The following is an 18,571-nucleotide window of genomic DNA, read 5'->3' on the forward strand; positions in this document are numbered from 1 at the left end:
CCGCCTGGCAGCATGCAGGGATGGACTCCGCAGCCGCAGCGCCGAACGCCGTGCCCGGGACGAGAACGGGCGAGCCCGCCTGGGTCGAGCACGTGATGTGGTGGCACGTCTACCCGCTCGGGTTCGTCGGCGCGGAGGTCCGCCCGGACTCCGCCGTCGAGGACCGGCAGGTCGAGCACCGGCTCGGTCGCATCGAGGGGTGGCTCGACCACGTCGTCGACCTCGGTCTGAACGGGCTGCTGCTCGGGCCGGTGTTCGCGAGCTCGACCCACGGGTACGACACGGTCGACCACTTCCGGATCGACCCGCGGCTCGGTGACGACGGCGACTTCGACCACCTGGTGCACGCGGCGCACGAGCGGGGCGTCCGAGTGCTGCTGGACGGCGTCTTCAACCACGTCGGCCGCGACCACCCCGCGTTCCGCGCCCTCGCCACCGACGGGCCCGGGGCGACCACGGCCGACCTGTTCGCGGTCGACTGGTCCGGGTGGCAGCCCGGACAGCCGGTGCCGGTCGGGTCGTTCGAGGGGCACGACATCCTGGTGGCCCTCGACCACGCCACGCAGGCGACCGAGGACCTCGTCGTCGCGGTGATGACGCACTGGCTCGAGCGCGGCGTGGACGGCTGGCGGCTCGACGCGGCCTACGCGGTCCCACCGGCCTTCTGGGCGCGGGTGCTGCCGCGGGTGCGCGAGCGCTTCCCGGACGCGTGGTTCTCCGGCGAGGTCATCCACGGCGACACCGCGGCGATCGTCCGCGAGTCGACGATGGACTCCACGACGCAGTACGAACTGTGGCAGGGCATCTGGCACGGCATCGCCGACCGGAACTGCTACGAGCTCGCGCACGCGATCGAGCGGCACGACGAGCTGCTCGCCACGTTCGCCCCGAGCACCTTCGTCGGCAACCACGACGTCACCCGGATCGCGAGCGCGGTGGGGGAGGGGTTCGCCGCCCACGCCCTCGCGGTGCTCTGCACGGTGGCCGGCACACCGTCGGTCTACGCGGGCGACGAGTTCGGCTGGACCGGCGTGAAGGAGGAGCGGGAAGGCGGCGACGACGCCGTCCGACCGGCGTTCCCGGACGTGCCGCCGGTGCCGACGGGAGCGGCGGCAGACCTGCTGCACGCGCACCAGGCACTCATCGCGCTCCGACGTCGGCACCCGTGGCTCCACCGTGCACACACCGACGTGGTGCACCTCGACAACACCGCGCTGGTGCTCCGCACCGCGACCGACCGGGAGGCTGTGGTCACCGCCCTGAACCTCGCACCCGAGCCGGTGGTCCTGCCCGCAGCGGACGCGACGCGCGTGGAGGTCGGCGCAGGCGACCTGTCGGAGGGGCGGCTGCGCCTCCCGGCCGCCGGTTGGGCCGTCCTGACGGCCTGACGGCCCGACAGCCCGGCGCACCCGCGAGGGGAACGCGAAAGCGACAGATCTCCGTGGGTGCTCCACGGAGATCTGTCGCTTTCGGGTGCGGTCGGGACGACCGCGGCCGGACTACTTGCGGGCCGAGGCCGCGCGGCGCTTGTTGAACACGTCGAACGCGACGGCGGCGAGGAGCACCAAGCCCTTGATGAGCTGCTGGAACTCGGAACCGACACCGAGGATCGACATGCCGTTGTTGAGCAGACCGATGATGAGACCACCGACGATCGCGCCCGGCACCGTGCCGATGCCGCCCGTGACGGCCGCGCCACCGATGAACACGGCCGCGATCGCGTCGAGCTCGAAGCCGTTGCCCGCGCTCGGCGAGGCGAGGTTGAGCTGGCCGGTGAACACCACGCCGGCCAGGGCCGAGATGACACCCATGTTCACGAAGAGCAGGAACGTGACGCGCTTCGTCTTGACGCCGGACAGCTGCGCGGCGAGCGGGTTGCCGCCGATCGCGTAGATGTGGCGGCCGAACACGGCGCTGCGCATGACCATCGAGTACGCGATCACCAGGACGCCGAGGATCACGAGGACGATCGGGGTGCCGTTGTAGCTGGCGAGCAGCAGCGCGATGAAGATGACCAGCGCCACGGTGAACGCCATCTTGGTGATGAACCATGCGAACGGCTCGTCCTCGAGCTGGTACTTGCGACGGGTCGCACGCCCACGGAAGCCCGTGATGACGAGGATCGCCGCGGCGGCGAGGCCGAGCACCATGGTGAGCGGCTCGTAGCCCGAGGTGCCGAACGACGGCAGGAAGCCGGAGCCGAGCGAGCGGAAGCCGTCCGGGAAGGGCGAGATCTGCTGGTTCTGCAGGGCGATCTGGGCGGCACCGCGGAAGGCGAGCATGCCCGCCAGGGTCACGATGAACGCCGGGATCCCGAAGTAGGCGATCCAGAAGCCCTGCCATGCGCCGACGAGCGCGCCGAGGACGAGGCAGAGGACGACCGCGATCGGCCACGGGATGCCCCACTGCGTAATCATGACGCCCGCCATGGCGCCGGTGAACGCGACGACCGAACCGACGGAGAGGTCGATGTGGCCGGCGATGATCACCATCACCATGCCGATGGCGAGGATCAGGATGTAGCTGTTCTGGACGATCAGGTTCGAGACGTTGATCGGGGCCAGGGTGATGCCGTTCGTCGTCACCTGGAAGAAGATGACGATGACGATCAGCGCGATGAACAGGCCGATCTGTCGGAGCTGCCCGGTGAGGTAGCTGGCGGCGGACTTAAGCGCGTTCATTGACTGGGGTCTCCCGTTCCTGGGTCATGTACTGCATGAGGACTTCCGGCGACGCCTCGGAGCGCGGGACGTCGGCGGTGATGGTGCCCTCGGAGAGCGTGTAGATGCGGTCGCAGATGCCGAGCAGCTCGGGCAGCTCGGAGGAGATCACGATGATCCCCTTGCCCTGGTCCGCGAGCGCGTTGATGATCGTGTAGATCTCGTACTTCGCGCCGACGTCGATGCCTCGGGTCGGCTCGTCGAGGATGAGCACGTCCGGGTCGGAGTACATCCACTTCGACAGGACGACCTTCTGCTGGTTGCCGCCGGAGAGCTTGCCCGTGATCGCGTTGACCGTCGGGGCCTTGATGTTCATGTCCTTGAGGAACCCGCGCGCGACGGTGGTCTCCTGCGAGCCGTTCACGAAGCCCCAGTTGGCGAGCTTGCCGAGGGCCGAGCCGGAAACGTTCCGCTTGATGTCGTCGATCAGGTTGAGGCCGTAGCGCTTCCGGTCCTCGGTCGCGTAGGCCAGACCGTTGTCGATCGCGGCGGTGACGGTGTTCGTCTTGATCGGGGTCCCGCGCTTGTAGACGGTGCCGCTGATGCCGGTGCCGTACGAGTGCCCGAAGACGCTCATCGCGAGCTCGGTCCGGCCGGCGCCCATGAGGCCGGCGATGCCGACGATCTCGCCGGCGCGCACCGTCAGGTTGGCCTGGTGGATGATCTCGCGGGAGGCGTCGAGCGGGTGGTGGACGGTCCAGTCCTCGATGCGCAGGAGCTCCTCGCCGATGACCGACTCGTGCTCCGGGTACCGGGTGGAGAGGTCGCGACCGACCATGCCGCGGATGATGCGGTCCTCGGAGACCTCGCCGGCGTGCATGTCGAGCGTCTCGATGGTCTGGCCGTCACGGATGATCGTGACCTTGTCCGCGATCGCCTTGATCTCGTTGAGCTTGTGGCTGATGATGATCGCCGTCATGCCCTCGTCCTGCAGCGAGCGGATGAGCTCGAGCAGGTGTGCGGAGTCGTCGTCGTTCAGCGCGGCGGTGGGCTCGTCGAGGATGAGGAGCTTCACCTTCTTCGACAGCGCCTTCGCGATCTCGACGAGCTGCTGCTTGCCGACGCCGATGTCCGTGATCTTGGTGATCGGGTTGTCCTTGAGGCCGACGCGCTTCAGGAGCGTCGCGGCCTCGAGGTTCGTCTTGTTCCAGTCGATGAAGCCGCGCTTGGAGCGCTCGTTGCCGAGGAAGATGTTCTCGGCGATCGACAGGTAGGGGCTCAGAGCGAGCTCCTGGTGGATGATCACGACGCCGGCGTCCTCGGAGTCGTTGATGGTCGAGAACGAGACTGGCTTCCCGTCGAGCAGGATCTCGCCCTCGAAGCTGCCGGCCGGGTACACGCCGGACAGGACCTTCATGAGCGTGGACTTGCCCGCGCCGTTCTCACCGCAGATCGCGTGGACCTGGCCCCGTTCGACCTGGAGCGAGACGTTCTGCAGGGCCTTGACGCCGGGGAACGTCTTGGTGATGTCGCGCATCTCGAGGATGGTGTCCGCCATGGGACCGCCTTCCGTTGGGCGCCGGGACGGCGCGCGAGTGGGTGGGGACGGACGGGAGGCCCGGTGCCAGCCCGGCACCGGGCCTCCCGTCCGAAGAGGAGTCGCGACCTACTTGAGGTCGGCGTCCGTGTAGTACCCGGAGTCGACGAGGACCTTCTCGTAGTTCTCCTTGGTGACGATCGTCGGCTGGAACAGGTAGGTCGGGACGACCTTGGCCTTGTTGTCGTACGTCTTGGTGTCGTTGACCTCGGGCTTCTTGCCCGACAGCAGGTCCTGGGCCATCGACGCGGACTTGTCGGCCAGCTGGCGCGTGTCCTTGTAGATGGTCGAGTACTGCTGGTCGTTGATGATCGACTTGACCGAGGCGGCCTCGGCGTCCTGGCCGGTGATCACCGGGAGCGGGCGGTCGCCCGAACCGTAGCCGGCACCCTGGAGCGCCGAGATGATGCCGATCGAGATGCCGTCGTAGGGCGACAGGACACCGTCGAGCTTGGTGCCGCCGGAGTACGACTTCGCGACGAGGTTCTGCATGCGGGACTTGGCGAGCGCCGGGTCCCACTGCTGCGTGGCGGCCTGCGTGAAGCCGTCCTGGCCGGAGCCGATCTTCAGCGTGCCGTCCTCGAGGTACGGCTTGAGGGTGTCCATCGCGCCGTTGAAGAAGAACGTGGCGTTGTTGTCGTCGGCCGAACCGGCGAAGACCTCGATGTTGAAGGGGCCCTTCTCGTCGGTCTTCTTGCCGTCCGAGTCGAGCAGGCCGAGGCCGGTGAGGAGGGAGGTGGCCTGGTCGACGCCCACCTTGTAGTTGTCGAACGAGACGTAGTAGTCGACGTTCTTGTTGCCGGTGAGCAGGCGGTCGTAGGAGATGACCTTGATGCCGGCCTCGGCCGCTGCGTCGAGCTGGTCGGAGAGCGAACCACCGTCGATGGACGCGACGATGAGGACCTTCGCGCCCTTCGTGATCATGTTGCTGACCTGCTGGACCTGCTGGGGGATCTTGTTGTCCGCGTACTCGAGGTCGACCTTGTAGCCGGCCTTCTCGAGGCTGCTCTTGACGGCGTCGCCGTCCTTGATCCAGCGCTCGGAGACCTTGGTCGGCATGGCGACACCGACGAGGGCGCCCTTGTTGCCGTTGCTCTCGTCGCCGCCGTCAGAGCTGGTGGCACCGCGGCCGCCAGCGGAGCAGGCGGCCAGGGAGAGGGCGAGACCGAGAGCGGTGACGCTCGCGACGATCCTGCGCTTCTTCATCGAAGTACCTCTGTTCCTCTCGCGTCGACGTCGACGCGCTCGGGTGCGGGGCTGCTGTGTCCCGCTGGGGATGTGATGCTCGAAGTGAGCGCTCACATCATGTGCGTTGTGTTCCACCGTGTCAACTCGTCGTGACCGGATCGGGATGTCCCGTCCCCGAACTGGTGTCGCGGTACGGTGACCGGATGACGACGACAGCGGCGCCGAACGGCAGGGGACGCAAGGCCCCGACGATCTTCGACGTCGCCGAGCGCGCCGGTGTCTCGCACCAGACGGTGTCCCGCGTGATCAACGGTGACCCCACGGTCCGGGACGGTTTCCGCTCGCGGGTGACCACCGCCATCGGGGAGCTCGGCTACCGACCCCGCGCCGCTGCCCGGGCCCTCGCCGGCGGGCGGAGTCGGGCGCTCGGCCTGGTCAGTGCCGGCGACGCGCTCTACGGACCGTCGAGCACGGCGATCGGCTTCGAGCGTGCCGCCCGCACCGCCGGGTACCACGTGCTGCTCTCGACGCTGCCGGACGACCCGCGGCCCGTCGACCTGTCCGAGGCGCTCACGACGCTGCTCGCCCAGGACGTCGCCGCCGTGGTCCTCGTCGCGGCCGACAACCGGGTGCTCGAGGCGCTGGCGTCCCTGACCCTCCCCGTCGCCGTCCCGGTCGTCGTCGCGAACGCCGTGCAGCGGGACGCGCTGCCGACGGACCTCGTCGTGCCCGGGACCGGCGGCGCGACGATCGCCGCCGTCGCGATCGACCAGGCGGCCGGCACCACGCTCGCGCTGCAGCACCTCATCGACCAGGGACACCGCCGCATCGTGCACATCACGGGGCCGGCGGTGTCGCAGGAGGCCGAGGTCCGCCGGTCGACCTACGAACGCACGATGCGCTCGCTCGGCCTGACGCCCGTCGTGTTCCAGGGGGACTGGACCCCGGCGAGCGGCTTCGCGGCCGGTCGGGCGATGGACACGGCCGCCGTCGACGCGGTCTTCGCCGGGAACGACCAGATGGCGCTCGGCGTCCTGCACGCCTTCGCCGAGGAGGGGCTGCGCGTCCCGGACGACATCGCGGTCGTCGGCTTCGACGACCTGCCGGAGGCGGCGCACTTCACCCCGCCGCTGACCACCGTGCGGCAGGACTTCCAGGCGATGGGGGAGCGGGTGCTGGCGTCGGCTCGGGCGCTGCTCGAGGGCGGCCAGCACGACGACGCGCTGCTGCAACCGGAGCTGGTGGTCCGCCGCTCGGCCTGACGCCCTGCGTCGCGGCACGACACGGTCGGTACGAGTTGTCCGGGTGAGCGCTCACGCGCTACGGTGTGAGCGCTCACTCGACGGCGAGAGCAGGAGGCCCACCATGAGCGACGACCGGACCCGCGAGATCGCGGACGGCCGCACGACCCTCGGCATCGAACTCGGTTCGACCCGCATCAAGGCGTGTCTGGTGGGTGAGGACCTCACGGTCATCGCCTCCGGCTCGCACGAGTGGGAGAACGAGTTCGTCGACGGCCGCTGGACCTACCCCCTGGCCGCCGTCGAGACCGGTGTCCGCGCGGCCTACGCCGCCCTCGTCGCCGACCTGGAGGCCCACAACGGCTCCGCCCCGACGACGTTCCGCGCCGTCGGCGTCTCGGCCATGATGCACGGCTACCTGCCCTTCGACGACGCCGGGGACCTGCTCGTACCGTTCCGGACCTGGCGGAACACGTCGACCGGCCCGGCCGCCGCCGCCCTCAGCGACGCCCTCGGCTTCAACATCCCGCTCCGCTGGTCGGTCGCGCACCTGTACCAGGCCGTCCTCGACGACGAGCAGCACGTCGCGCACACCTCGGGCATCACGACGCTCGCCGGCTACGTGCACCGTCGCCTCACCGGGCAGGACGTCCTGGGGGTGGGCGACGCGTCGGGCATGTTCCCGATCGACCCCGCCACCGGCGACTACGACGCGACGATGCTCGCGACCGCGCAGGACCTGATCGGCGTCCCCGACCTCCGCGCACTCCTGCCCGAGGTGCGCGTCGCCGGTCAGGACGCCGGCTCGCTGACGCCCGAGGGTGCCGCCTGGCTCGACCCGAGCGGCACGCTCCTGCCCGGGGCGCCGCTGTGCCCGCCCGAGGGCGACGCCGGCACCGGTATGGTCGCCACGAACGCGGTCGCCCAGCGCACCGGCAACGTCAGCGTCGGCACGAGCATCTTCGCGATGGTCGTCCTCGAGCGCCCCCTCGGCACCCCGCACGAGGAACTCGACGTGGTCACCACCCCCGCCGGGGACGCCGTCGCGATGGTGCACTGCAACAACGGCGCGAGCGAGATCGGCAGCTGGGCCCGTGTGTTCGGACGCTTCGCCGACGCCGCGGGCGCCCCGGTCGACGCCGACACGGTGTTCCGCACGCTCCTCGACGAGGCCGCCGACGCGGACCCCGACGCCGGCGGACTCATCGCCGTCAATTACCTGGCCGGCGAACCCGTCACCGGCGTCGAGGACGGCCGCCCGCTGCTCCTCCGTGCACCCGACGCCCGCTTCACCCTGGGCAACCTGGTCCGCGCCGAGCTCATGGGGGCGTTCGCGACGCTCGCGATCGGCATGGACGTCCTGCACGGCGAGGGCGTCGCCGTCGACCGGATGACCGCGCACGGCGGACTCTTCCGGACGCCCGGGCTGCCGCAGCGCCAGCTCGCCGCCGCCCTCCGCGTGCCCGTCGCCCTCGAGGCCACCGCGAGCGAGGGCGGAGCGTGGGGCATCGCCGTCCTCGCCGCCTACCTCGAGCACGCCGCGGACAGCTCGCTCGCCGAGTACCTCGACCAGACCGTGTTCGGCGCCGCCGCGACGAACGTCGTCGAGCCCGACCGGCGTGACGTCGACGGCTTCGCGGCGTACCTCGACCGCTTCCGCGCCGCTCTGCCGATCCAGGCGCTCGCCGCCGCGGTGCCCACCGCCACCACCACCGCCACCACCGACACCGAGCAGGAACAGGACGTGACCCGATGACCGACACCGCCACCCAGGAGGCCGTCGCCGCGGCCCGTGAACGCGTGGCCCGGCTGCACGGCGAACTCGTCCGCTACGGTCTGGTCATCTGGACCGGCGGCAACGTCTCCGAGCGCGTCCCCGGCACCGACCTCTTCGTCATCAAGCCGAGCGGCGTCTCGAGCGACGACCTGACGCCCGGCAACCAGGTCGTCTGCACCCTCGACGGCGTGCCGGCCGAGGGGTGGGGCAACGCCCACGGCCCGTCGAGCGACACCGCCGCCCACGCATACGTGTACCGGAACATGCCCGAGGTGAACGGCGTCGTGCACACCCACTCGACGTACGCCACCGCGTGGGCCGCCCGCGCCGAGGAGATCCCGTGCGTGATCACCGCGATGGCGGACGAGTTCGGTGGCCCGATCCCGGTCGGCCCGTTCGCGGTCATCGGTGACGACACCATCGGCCGCGGCATCGTCGAGACGCTGTCGGGACACCGCTCCCGTGCCGTCCTCATGCAGAACCACGGCGTCTTCACGATCGGCAAGGACGCGAAGGACGCTGTGAAGGCCGCCGTGATGTGCGAGGACGTCGCGCGCACGGTGCACATCGCGAAGCAGGGCGGCGAGCTCGTGCCGATCGCCCAGGAGAACATCGACCGGTTGTTCGACCGGTACCAGAACGTCTACGGACAGAACCCCGAAGGAGCCATGCGATGACGCAGGACATCGACCCCCAGGCCACGCTCGACGGCTACGAAGTGTGGTTCCTCACCGGCTCGCAGGGCCTGTACGGCGAGGAGACCCTCCGCCAGGTCGAGGAGCAGAGCCGCGCGGTGCACGCCGAGCTGGCGCCGCACGTCCCGGTGAAGCTCGTCTGGAAGCCCGTCCTGAAGGACGCCGACGGCATCCGCCGCGCCCTGATCGAGGCCAGCGCGGACGACAGGGTCATCGGCGTCACCACCTGGATGCACACGTTCAGCCCGGCGAAGATGTGGATCGGCGGCCTGAACGCGCTGACCAAGCCGCTGCTGCACCTGCACACGCAGGCGAACGTCGCGCTGCCGTGGGCGGACATCGACTTCGACTTCATGAACCTCAACCAGGCCGCGCACGGCGACCGGGAGTTCGGCTACGCCCTGGCCCGCATGGGCGTCCGGCACGCCACCGCCGTCGGCCACGTCTCCGACCCGCGCGTCCAGCAGCGCGTGTCCGACTGGACCCGTGCGGCCGCCGGTGCCGCCGCGATCCGCGAGCTCAAGCTCACGCGCTTCGGTGACAACATGCGCTACGTCGCGGTCACCGAGGGCGACAAGACCGAGGCCGAGATCGAGCTCGGCGTGCAGGTCAACACCTGGGCCGTCAACGACCTCGTCGCGGCCGTCGAGACCGCGACCGCCGACACCGCCGCCGTCGACGCGCTCGTCGCGCAGTACGACGCGGCCTACGACCTCGTTCCGGAGCTGCAGGACGGCGGCGAGCGTCGCCAGTCCCTCCGTGACGGTGCCGCGATCGAACTCGGCCTCCGCGCGCTCCTGGCGGAGAACGGCTCCGCCGCGTTCACCACGAACTTCGAGGACCTCGGCACGCTCAAGCAGCTGCCCGGCCTCGCCGTCCAGCGGCTCATGGCCGACGGCTACGGATTCGGTGCCGAGGGCGACTGGAAGACCGCCGTCCTCGTCCGCGCGATGAACGTCGCCGGCGCCGGCCTGCCCGGTGGCGCCTCGCTCATGGAGGACTACACGTACGACCTCACGCCCGGAGCGGAGAAGATCCTCGGCGCGCACATGCTCGAGGTCTCGCCGACCCTGACGTCGTCCACCCCGACGCTCGAGATCCACCCGCTCGGCATCGGCGGCAAGGACGACCCGGTGCGCCTGGTCTTCACCGCCGACGCCGGACCCGCCGTCGTCGCCGCGCTGTCCGACACCCGCGACGGCTTCCGCCTCACCGCGAACGTCGTCGAGGTCGTCGAGCCCACCGATGCGCTGCCGAACCTGCCCGTCGGCCGTGCCGTCTGGGAGCCGCAGCCGTCGTTCCCCGTGTCCGCCGAGGCCTGGCTCACCGCCGGTGCCGCGCACCACACGGTCATGACGACTGCCGTCGGCATCCAGGTGGTCGAGGACCTCGCCACCATGATCGGCACCGAGTTCCTGGTCATCGACGAGCACACCACGCTGCGCGGCTTCCGCGACGAGGTCCGCACGCAGCAGACCTGGCACCGGCTCGACCGCGGCTTCTGAGACAGGTCGGGAGGCCTAGCATGAGCGACGTGATCGACGACGACACCACCACCGCAGCCCACACCCGCACAAACTGGGCGGGGAACGTCACCTACTCGGCGAGCCACCTGGCGGAACCGAGGAGCGTGGCGGACCTCCAGCGGCTGGTCGCCTCGACCCCGCGCCTCACGGCGCTCGGGTCGCGGCACTCGTTCAACACGATCGCCGACACCGACGCGGTGCAGGTGACGCTCACGGGCCTCCCGCCCGAGCTCGACGTGGACGGTGACCGGCGCGTGGCGCGCGTGGCCGCCGGGCTCACCCACGCACAGGTCGCCGCCGGCCTGGAGGCCCGTGGCTGGGCCCTCGCGAACCTCGCCTCCCTGCCGCACATCTCCGTCGCCGGCGCCGTCGCGACCGGCACGCACGGGTCCGGGGTCGGCAACGCCTCGCTCGCCCAGTCGGTCGTCGGGCTCGAGATCGTCCGGGCCTCCGGCGAGCTCGAGGTCGTCGGCGCCGACGACCCGCGGCTCGACGCGCACCGCGTCGCCCTCGGCGCCCTCGGCGTCGTCGTGGCGGTGCACCTCGCCGTCGAACCGACCTACCGCGTCGCGCAGACCGTGCACACCGGACTCGGCTGGGACGTCGTCGACGCGCAGTTCGAGCAGGTCATGTCCGCCGGGTACAGCGTCAGCATGTTCACCGGCTACACCGACGACGGCATCCGCCAGGTCTGGACGAAGCGCCGCGAGGACCGGGACGACCCGGTCGTCGACCTGACCGCCCTCGGCGCGGTCGCCGGGCTCGAGCCGATCCACCCGGTCCCGGGCAGCGAGACCGCCGGCGTCACCGAGCAGGGCGGCGTGCCCGGACCCTGGCACGAGCGACTGCCGCACTTCCGGTCGTCGTTCACGCCCTCGGCCGGTGCGGAGATCCAGGCGGAGTACCTCATCGCCGCCGAGGACGCCGTGCCCGCGATCCAGGCACTCCGACGCATCGGTACGGCCATCGCACCGGTCCTGTACGTCTCCGAGATCCGACGCATCGCGGCCGACGACGCCTGGCTCGCGCCGAGCTCCGAGCGGGACTCCGTGGCGTTCCACTTCACGTTCCGGCGGCAGGCCGAGGACGTGGCCGTCGCGCTGCCCCTCATCGAGAACGCCCTCGCGCCCTTCGGACCGCGGCCGCACTGGGGCAAGGTCACCGCGGCGAGCCCGGAGCAGCTGCACCAGGTGTACCCGCAGCTCGGGGCCTTCGCGGCACTGGCGCGGGACCTCGACCCGGAGGGGCGCTTCCGCAACCCGTTCCTGGAGCGCGTGCTCGCCTGACGGGCGCGCCACGGGCCTCCCGAACGGAGCGCGCGGTGGGCGGCGGCGACCTGTGTTCACAGGGGATGCCGGGGGACCGCACTGCTCCTCCACCGGGGCAGCGCCGGCGCTGCACATGTGAGGACGCAAAGGTTCATGCATGGCGAACCTGAACCGCATCCTCGGCATGGCCTCGAAGGTCATCGACAAGCAGCTCCAGAAGCGCTCCGGCCAGCAGCCCGGTGGGCAGCACGGCGGCGTGCAGCAGTACCGGCAGTCGGGGCACTCCGGTGCGACCGACTGGCGCGGGCTGGTGCGGACGGCGGCGGACCGGCTGACCGGTGACGCCCGCGGCGGTCAGGCGGACCCCGGTGTGCAGCCGCGCGGCCAGCAGTACGGTCAGCAGCCGGGTCAGCAGCCGGGCCCGCAGCCGTCCGGCCAGGCGCAGCACCCCGGCCGACGGAGCGGTACGCCGTCGAGCGAGGCCGACCGCGTCGCGATCGCCAAGTACGACTACCTGCTGAAGACCGCGGACCCCGAGCGGCTCGAGCAGGCGCACCACGACGCCTTCGCGCGGCTGACCCCCGAGCAGCGGCAGCAGGTCCTGCAGCGACTCAACGCCGAGGTCCCGCAGCACGACCGCTCGACCGACGCCTCACCGGCGGGACTGGCGCGGGCGGCGACCCGCGGTGAGACGAGCCGACCCGGGACGATGCGCAAGGTGCTCGGTGGTGCGGCGCTCGGCGGTGGCGCGCTCGCGGTCGGTGGCCTCGCGGTCGCGGTCGCCGGTGGAGCAGTGCTCAGCGCAGCCGCCGGACCGGTACTCGCGCAGGCGGCCGACCTCGGCGTCGACTTCGAGGGGGTGGCGTCCGGCCTCGGCGAGACCGTCACCGGTGGGCTGGGCGACCTCGGCGGCGGCGTCGAGGGCATCGCGGCCCAGGGTGAGCAGGCGCTCGGCGGGCTCGGCGAGCAGGTCGGGTCCCTCGGCGAGGGGTTCCAGTGGCCGGGCATCGGGGACTTCTTCGACCGCTGACGCACCGCTGACGCACCGCTGACGCACAGCTGATGCATCCCCGACGGGCTGCCGGCAGGTGGCCGACCGGCCGGTGGTGGTCGGGATGACGACGGGCGGCTGGTGCTGCCGACGTCGCCCGCCCTCGGGCGGTGGGCAGAACGCGACCGGCGTTCGGGAATGGCGGGGGACGCCGACGACTTGCAATGTTTCGTCGTGCGTCGTCCCGCATGCGCGGGATTCGGAACGGGTCCGAGCGCGGTGTCAGGATGGACGCCGCCCACCCGGCACACCCCCCTGAACGAGGAGATCCGTCGTCATGAGACGTCCCAAGCGCCTGACCATCACCGCGGCCGTCGCCGCAGCAGCGGCCCTGGTCCTCACGGGCTGCTCGGGCGGCAGCGCGTCCGACGACGCCAGCGGCGGGACGAGCAAGGGCGGGACGCTCACGATCCTCACGCCGCAGACGTCGTTCCACCTCGACCCGGCCACGAGTCAGAGCCTCGGCATCACGTCCATGGGCCTCGTCGCCCGACGCCTCACCACGTGGGACGTCGAGCCGGGCAAGACCGCCAAGGTCGTCCCGGACCTCGCCACGAACACCGGTGTCTCGAGCAACGGCGGGAAGACCTGGACCTACACGCTCAAGGACGGCCTGGAGTACCAGGACGGCACCCCGATCACCACGAAGGACATCAAGTGGGGGATCGAGCGCTCGTTCGCGCCGACGCTCTCGGGTGGCCTGAGCTACCACAAGTCGCTCCTGGTGGGCGGCAGCGCCTACAAGGGGCCGTTCGAGGGGAAGACGCTCGACAGCATCGAGACCCCCGACGACAAGACGATCGTCTTCACGCTGAACCACGCCTACGGTGACTGGCCGTGGCTCGCGTCGATGCCGGCCTTCACGCCCGTCCCCGAGGGCGAGGGCACGGACACCGGCGCCTACGACCTGAAGCCCGTCGCCTCCGGCCCGTACCAGGTCGAGTCGAACCAGCAGGGGTCGCAGGTCACCCTCGTCCGGAACAAGGCCTGGAGCGCGAAGACCGACGCGGTCCGCACCGCCGGCCCGTCGAAGATCGTCTTCAAGGAGAGCCAGGACGCCTCCACGATCACGCAGACCCTCATCGCCGACAACGGGGACGCGAAGGACTCGTTCGGCGCGATCTACCTCGGCGCGGCCGAGCTGAACCAGGTGCGCAGCAACCCCGCCGCCCAGGACCGCCTCGCCACGTCGAAGGCCGGGCCGATCAGCTACATGGCGATCAACACGCAGCGCGGCGAGCTGAAGGACCTCAAGGTCCGACAGGCGTTGCAGTACGCGGTCGACCGCAAGTCGTTCCGCATCGCCGCGGGTGGTGCGATCGCCGGGACCTACGCGTCGACGCTCATCACGCCGGGCATCGCCGGTCGCGAGGACTACGACCTGTACGAGACGAACCCGACCGGTGACGTCGACAAGGCGAAGGCCCTGCTCGCCGAGGCAGGGGTGTCCGACCTGCGGCTGACGCTCGTCACGCAGAACGACCCGACGTACCTCGCGCAGGCGCAGGCGCTCCAGGCCGGCCTCAAGCGTGCCGGCATCACCGTCACGCTCAAGCCGCTCGACTACGACTCGTTCACGCAGGCGACCACGAACGGGACCGACTTCGACCTGTCGCTCTCGAGCTGGCAGCCGGACTTCCCGAGCGCGAACGCGAACCTCCAGCCGCTCTACGACTCGTCGCAGATCGGTGGCGGCGGCTACAACGTCTCGAAGTACAGCAACCCGGAGGTCGACGCGCTCATCGCGAAGGCCAGCGCCACCGTCGACCAGGACGAGGCGCAGAAGGTGTGGGCCGAGGCCGACAAGGCGATCATGGCCGACGCGCCCGTCGTGCCGCTGATGTACGCCAAGCAGTCGTTCCTCGCCGGTTCGGACGTCGAGAACTTCCAGATCGCGGACTTCCCGGCCTACCCGAACTACCTCAAGGTCTCGCTGCAGCAGTGACGGATCCGATCCTCGAGGTCACAGGGCTCCGCGTCGCGTTCGGCGACGCGGAGCCCGTCGTCCGTGACGTCTCCTTCGACCTGACCCCCGGCCGCGTGCTCGCGCTCGTCGGCGAGTCCGGGTCCGGCAAGTCCGTGAGCGCGATGAGCGTGCTCGGGCTCCTGCCGCCGCAGGCACGGGTGACCGGCAGTGCCCGCTTCCGCGGCGAGGAACTCGTCGGTGCCCCCGTCGAGGCGCTCCGCGAGGTCCGCGGTGCCGGCATCGGCGTCGTGTTCCAGGAACCGATGAACTCCTTCACGCCCGTGCTCTCGATCGGGACGCAGATCGCCGAGGCCGTCCGGGCGCACCCGACCTCCCTCGACCGCAGGGGTGTGACGGCGCGTGTGGACGAGCTCCTGCGCTCCGCCGGCATCGACGCACCCGGAGCGATCCGGAGCGCCTACCCGCACGAGCTCTCCGGCGGGCAGCTCCAGCGCGCGATGATCGCGATGGCACTGGCCGGGGACCCGGTCGCGCTCATCGCGGACGAGCCCACGACGGCGCTCGACGTCACCGTGCAGGCCGGCATCCTCGACCTGCTGCGGGAACTCTGCCGTGACCGCGGACTCGCCGTGCTCCTCATCACGCACGACATGGGCGTGGTCGCCGACGTCGCCGACGAGGTGCTCGTCATGCGCCGCGGCGACCCCGTCGAGCACGGCCCGGTGGCCGACCTGTTCGCGCATCCGCAGGCCGAGTACACGCGAGCGCTCCTCGCCGCGGTGCCCGCCCTGGAGGCCCGCCCCGCCTCCGCCACGGACACCGCGGACCACACGCCCCGCGTGGAGCGGCCTGCCGCCGACGCGACGGTCGGCGACCGACGTCCGGCGACGGCTCCCGTGGTCGCGCGCATGCGCGACGTCAGCGTCCGCTACTCGCGCCGCGGCGCACCGACCGTCTCGGGCATCGACCTCGAACTCCACGCCGGCGAGACCCTGGGCCTCGTGGGGGAGTCCGGCTCGGGCAAGACGACCATCGGCCGAGCCCTCGCCGGTCTCGTCCCGGTGGCCGAGGGGATCGTCGACGTCGACGGGCAGGACCTCCGCGCAGCTCGCGGCCGACGCCTCCGCGCACTGCGCAAGCGCGTCGGGATCGTCTTCCAGGACCCGGCGTCGTCGCTCAACCCGCGCCAGAGCATCGGCTGGAGCATCGCCGAACCGCTCCTCGTGCACGAGCCGGACGCCGACCGTCGGGGCCGGGTGCGCGAACTGCTCGAGGCCGTGCAGCTCGACCCGTCCTGGGCCGAGCGGTTCCCGCACCAGCTGTCCGGCGGGCAACGACAGCGCGTCGCCGTCGCCCGTGCCCTGGCGCTGCGGCCGGCCCTGCTCATCGCCGACGAGCCGACGTCCGCACTGGACGTCACCGTGCAGGCCGCCGTGCTCGACCTGCTGCGGGACCTGCAGCAAGACTTCGGGTTCGGCTGCCTGCTCGTCAGCCACGACCTGGCCGTCGTCCGACAGCTCGCCGACCGGGTCGCGGTGCTGCACCACGGACGGATCGTCGAGCGCGGCACCACCGAGGCCGTCCTGGACGACCCGCAGGAGGACTACACGCGCATGCTCATCGCCGCGGCACCCGTCGCCGACCCCGCGCGACAGGCCGAACGCCGGCGTGCCCGGCGCGCGTCGGAAGGAGTGGTCGCATGACCGCGAACGTCGTCGACCGTCCCGTCCGTCCGGCGCCGGGGTCCGCCACCGGTCTCCGTGCCGTCGTCGGGCGGATCCGTCGCGACCGCTGGGCGGTGGCGTCGGCGGTCGTGATCGCCGTGTTCGTCCTCGTCGCACTGGCCGCTCCGCTCATCGCGCGGATCTCCGGGCAGGACCCGTACGACTACCACGTGGACGCGCTGAACGACTTCGGTGCTCCTCGGGGTGCCCTCGGCGGGGTGGACGGGACGCACTGGTTCGGTGTCGAGCCCCTGACCGGACGGGACCTGTTCGCGATCGTCACGTACGGCGCGCGCACCTCGCTCGGCATCGGTCTCGCCGCGACCGTGGTGTCGCTCGTCGTCGGCGTGCTCGTCGGCGTCACGACCGGGTTCTTCGGTGGCTGGTACGACCGGGTGCTGAGCCGGGTCGTCGACGTCATGTTCGGGTTCCCGTCGCTGGTGTTCATGATCGCCCTCACCGCGATCGTGCCGACGTCGTTCCCGAAGCCCGTCCTCGTCGTGCTCGTCATCGGGTTCTTCGGCTGGCCGGCCGTCGCGCGGGTGATCCGCGGGCAGACGCTGTCCCTCCGCGAACGGAACTACGTCGTGGCCTCGACCGCGATGGGAGCCGGCCGTTGGCACGTCATCCGCACGCAGCTGCTGCCGAACCTCGCCGCCACGATCACGGTGTACGCGACCATCTCGATCCCGTCGATGATCGGTGCCGAGGCAGCGCTGTCCTTCCTGGCCGTCGGCGTCACCCCGCCCACCCCGTCGTGGGGGCGGAGCATCGGTGACGCGGTCGGGTGGGTGCAGACCGACCCGATGTACCTCGTCTTCCCGGGAGCCGCCCTGTTCCTCGTCACGCTGGCCTTCAACGTGCTCGGCGACGCGCTCCGCGACGCCCTCGACCCGCGAGGAGGCACCCGGTGACCGCGCTCCGCTTCGTCCTGTTCCGGGTGCTCGGCGCCGTCGTCGTGCTGTTCGTCGTCGCCGCGATCACCTACGCACTGTTCATGCTCCTGCCGACGAACCCGGCGCGGGCGATCTGTGACAAGCCCTGCACGCCCGAGCGTCTCGCCCAGGTCCAGGCGTTCCTCGGCACCGACAAGCCGTGGATCCTGCAGTTCCTCGCCTACCTCGGCGGGATCTTCTCCGGTCGGTCGTTCGGCAGCGGGGTCTCCGCCGTGCAGTGCGCCGCACCGTGCTTCGGCTACTCGTTCCAGCTGCACGAGAGCGTCACGACGCTGATCGTCGACCGCCTGCCGGTGACCGCGTCGATCGCGATCGGTGCAGCGCTGCTCTGGCTCGTCACCGGGGTGCTCGGCGGTACCGTGTCGGCGCTGCGCCCGGGGTCGGCGCTCGACCGCACCGTGATGACGGTCGCGGTCGCCGGGGTGTCCTCACCGGCGTACCTGATCGGGCTGCTGTCGATCCTGCTGTTCGGCTTCGTGCTCGGGGTCCTGCCGACGAGCGGGTACGTGCCGCTCACCGAGGACCCGATCGGTTGGCTGTCACACCTGGTGCTGCCGTGGTGCGTGCTCGCGTTCATCAGCGCGGCGATCTACGCGCGGCTGACCCGCGGCGAGATGCTCGAGGCGATGAGCCAGGACTTCGTCCGGACGGCCCGCGCGAAGGGGCTCCGCGAACGCCAGGTCGTGGTGCGGCACGGGCTGCGGACCGCGATCCTGCCGGTCGTCACGCTGTTCGGGCTCGACCTCGGCACGCTGCTCGGCGGGGCCGTCATCACCGAGAAGGTGTTCTCGATGCAGGGCCTCGGGGCGCTGCTCATCGACGCGGTGCACAGCCTGGACCTGCAGGTCGTCGTCGGCTTCACGGTGTTCTCGGCGTTCCTCGTGGTCACGGCGAACGTCGTCGTGGACCTCGTCTACGCCGTCGTCGACCCGCGGGTCCGCCGCCGGGCCTGAGCCGCGCC

Annotated in this window: 14 protein-coding genes; 11 read left to right on the forward strand and 3 right to left on the reverse strand. The window is 71.0% G+C overall.

Features of this window, described 5'->3' with window-relative positions; translation table 11 throughout:
- Positions 1-20 precede the first annotated feature (20 nt).
- Positions 21-1,388 (forward strand): alpha-amylase family glycosyl hydrolase, encoded by a 1,368-nt coding sequence (locus tag KM842_RS01385; protein ID WP_216260225.1) that lies wholly within the window; start codon positions 21-23, stop codon positions 1,386-1,388.
- 111 nt (positions 1,389-1,499) lie between these two features.
- Here KM842_RS01385 and mmsB read toward each other — a convergent pair whose 3' ends face one another.
- The 3 genes from mmsB to chvE all read right to left on the reverse strand — a co-directional run bounded on the left by mmsB (position 1,500) and on the right by chvE (position 5,463).
- Positions 1,500-2,681 (reverse strand): multiple monosaccharide ABC transporter permease, encoded by a 1,182-nt coding sequence (mmsB, locus tag KM842_RS01390; RefSeq protein ID WP_216260228.1) that lies wholly within the window; start codon positions 2,679-2,681, stop codon positions 1,500-1,502.
- Positions 2,668-4,218: a multiple monosaccharide ABC transporter ATP-binding protein gene (gene mmsA / locus KM842_RS01395; protein WP_216260230.1), complete on the reverse strand. Its 1,551-nt coding sequence runs from the start codon at positions 4,216-4,218 to the stop codon at positions 2,668-2,670. Before mmsA ends, mmsB begins: the two co-directional genes overlap by 14 nt.
- Positions 4,219-4,326: 108 nt before the next feature.
- Positions 4,327-5,463, reverse strand: coding sequence for a multiple monosaccharide ABC transporter substrate-binding protein (chvE, locus tag KM842_RS01400; protein WP_216260232.1), 1,137 nt, complete (start codon positions 5,461-5,463; stop codon positions 4,327-4,329).
- Between the two features lie 185 nt (positions 5,464-5,648).
- Between chvE and KM842_RS01405 the strand changes: the two genes are divergently transcribed.
- The 10 genes from KM842_RS01405 to KM842_RS01450 all read left to right on the forward strand — a co-directional run bounded on the left by KM842_RS01405 (position 5,649) and on the right by KM842_RS01450 (position 18,563).
- On the forward strand, positions 5,649-6,707 hold the full coding sequence (locus KM842_RS01405; RefSeq protein ID WP_216260234.1) for a LacI family DNA-binding transcriptional regulator: 1,059 nt from the start codon (positions 5,649-5,651) through the stop codon (positions 6,705-6,707).
- Between the two features lie 103 nt (positions 6,708-6,810).
- Complete coding sequence (locus tag KM842_RS01410; RefSeq protein WP_216260236.1) at positions 6,811-8,442, forward strand: xylulokinase; 1,632 nt, start codon at positions 6,811-6,813, stop codon at positions 8,440-8,442.
- The gene (locus tag KM842_RS01415) at positions 8,439-9,140 is read left to right on the forward strand and encodes an L-ribulose-5-phosphate 4-epimerase (protein WP_216260238.1); all 702 of its coding nucleotides are present in this window, start codon (positions 8,439-8,441) and stop codon (positions 9,138-9,140) included. Before KM842_RS01410 ends, KM842_RS01415 begins: the two co-directional genes overlap by 4 nt.
- Positions 9,137-10,663, forward strand: coding sequence for an L-arabinose isomerase (araA, locus tag KM842_RS01420; protein ID WP_216260239.1), 1,527 nt, complete (start codon positions 9,137-9,139; stop codon positions 10,661-10,663). The genes KM842_RS01415 and araA overlap by 4 nt, the downstream gene beginning before the upstream one ends.
- Before the next feature lie 29 nt (positions 10,664-10,692).
- Complete coding sequence (locus tag KM842_RS01425) at positions 10,693-11,970, forward strand: FAD-binding protein (protein ID WP_253206191.1); 1,278 nt, start codon at positions 10,693-10,695, stop codon at positions 11,968-11,970.
- 139 nt (positions 11,971-12,109) lie between these two features.
- On the forward strand, positions 12,110-12,982 hold the full coding sequence (locus tag KM842_RS01430) for a cation-transporting ATPase (protein ID WP_216260243.1): 873 nt from the start codon (positions 12,110-12,112) through the stop codon (positions 12,980-12,982).
- 298 nt (positions 12,983-13,280) lie between these two features.
- Positions 13,281-14,948: an ABC transporter substrate-binding protein gene (locus KM842_RS01435; protein ID WP_216260244.1), complete on the forward strand. Its 1,668-nt coding sequence runs from the start codon at positions 13,281-13,283 to the stop codon at positions 14,946-14,948.
- On the forward strand, positions 14,945-16,633 hold the full coding sequence (locus tag KM842_RS01440) for a dipeptide ABC transporter ATP-binding protein (RefSeq protein ID WP_216260246.1): 1,689 nt from the start codon (positions 14,945-14,947) through the stop codon (positions 16,631-16,633). Before KM842_RS01435 ends, KM842_RS01440 begins: the two co-directional genes overlap by 4 nt.
- Positions 16,630-17,568, forward strand: coding sequence for an ABC transporter permease (locus KM842_RS01445; RefSeq protein WP_216260248.1), 939 nt, complete (start codon positions 16,630-16,632; stop codon positions 17,566-17,568). The genes KM842_RS01440 and KM842_RS01445 overlap by 4 nt, the downstream gene beginning before the upstream one ends.
- Positions 17,565-18,563, forward strand: coding sequence for an ABC transporter permease (locus KM842_RS01450; protein WP_216260251.1), 999 nt, complete (start codon positions 17,565-17,567; stop codon positions 18,561-18,563). The genes KM842_RS01445 and KM842_RS01450 overlap by 4 nt, the downstream gene beginning before the upstream one ends.
- The last annotated feature ends 8 nt before the right edge of the window (positions 18,564-18,571 follow it).

The sequence above is a fragment of the Curtobacterium sp. L6-1 genome, assembly GCF_018885305.1.
Classification (GTDB): domain Bacteria; phylum Actinomycetota; class Actinomycetes; order Actinomycetales; family Microbacteriaceae; genus Curtobacterium; species Curtobacterium aetherium.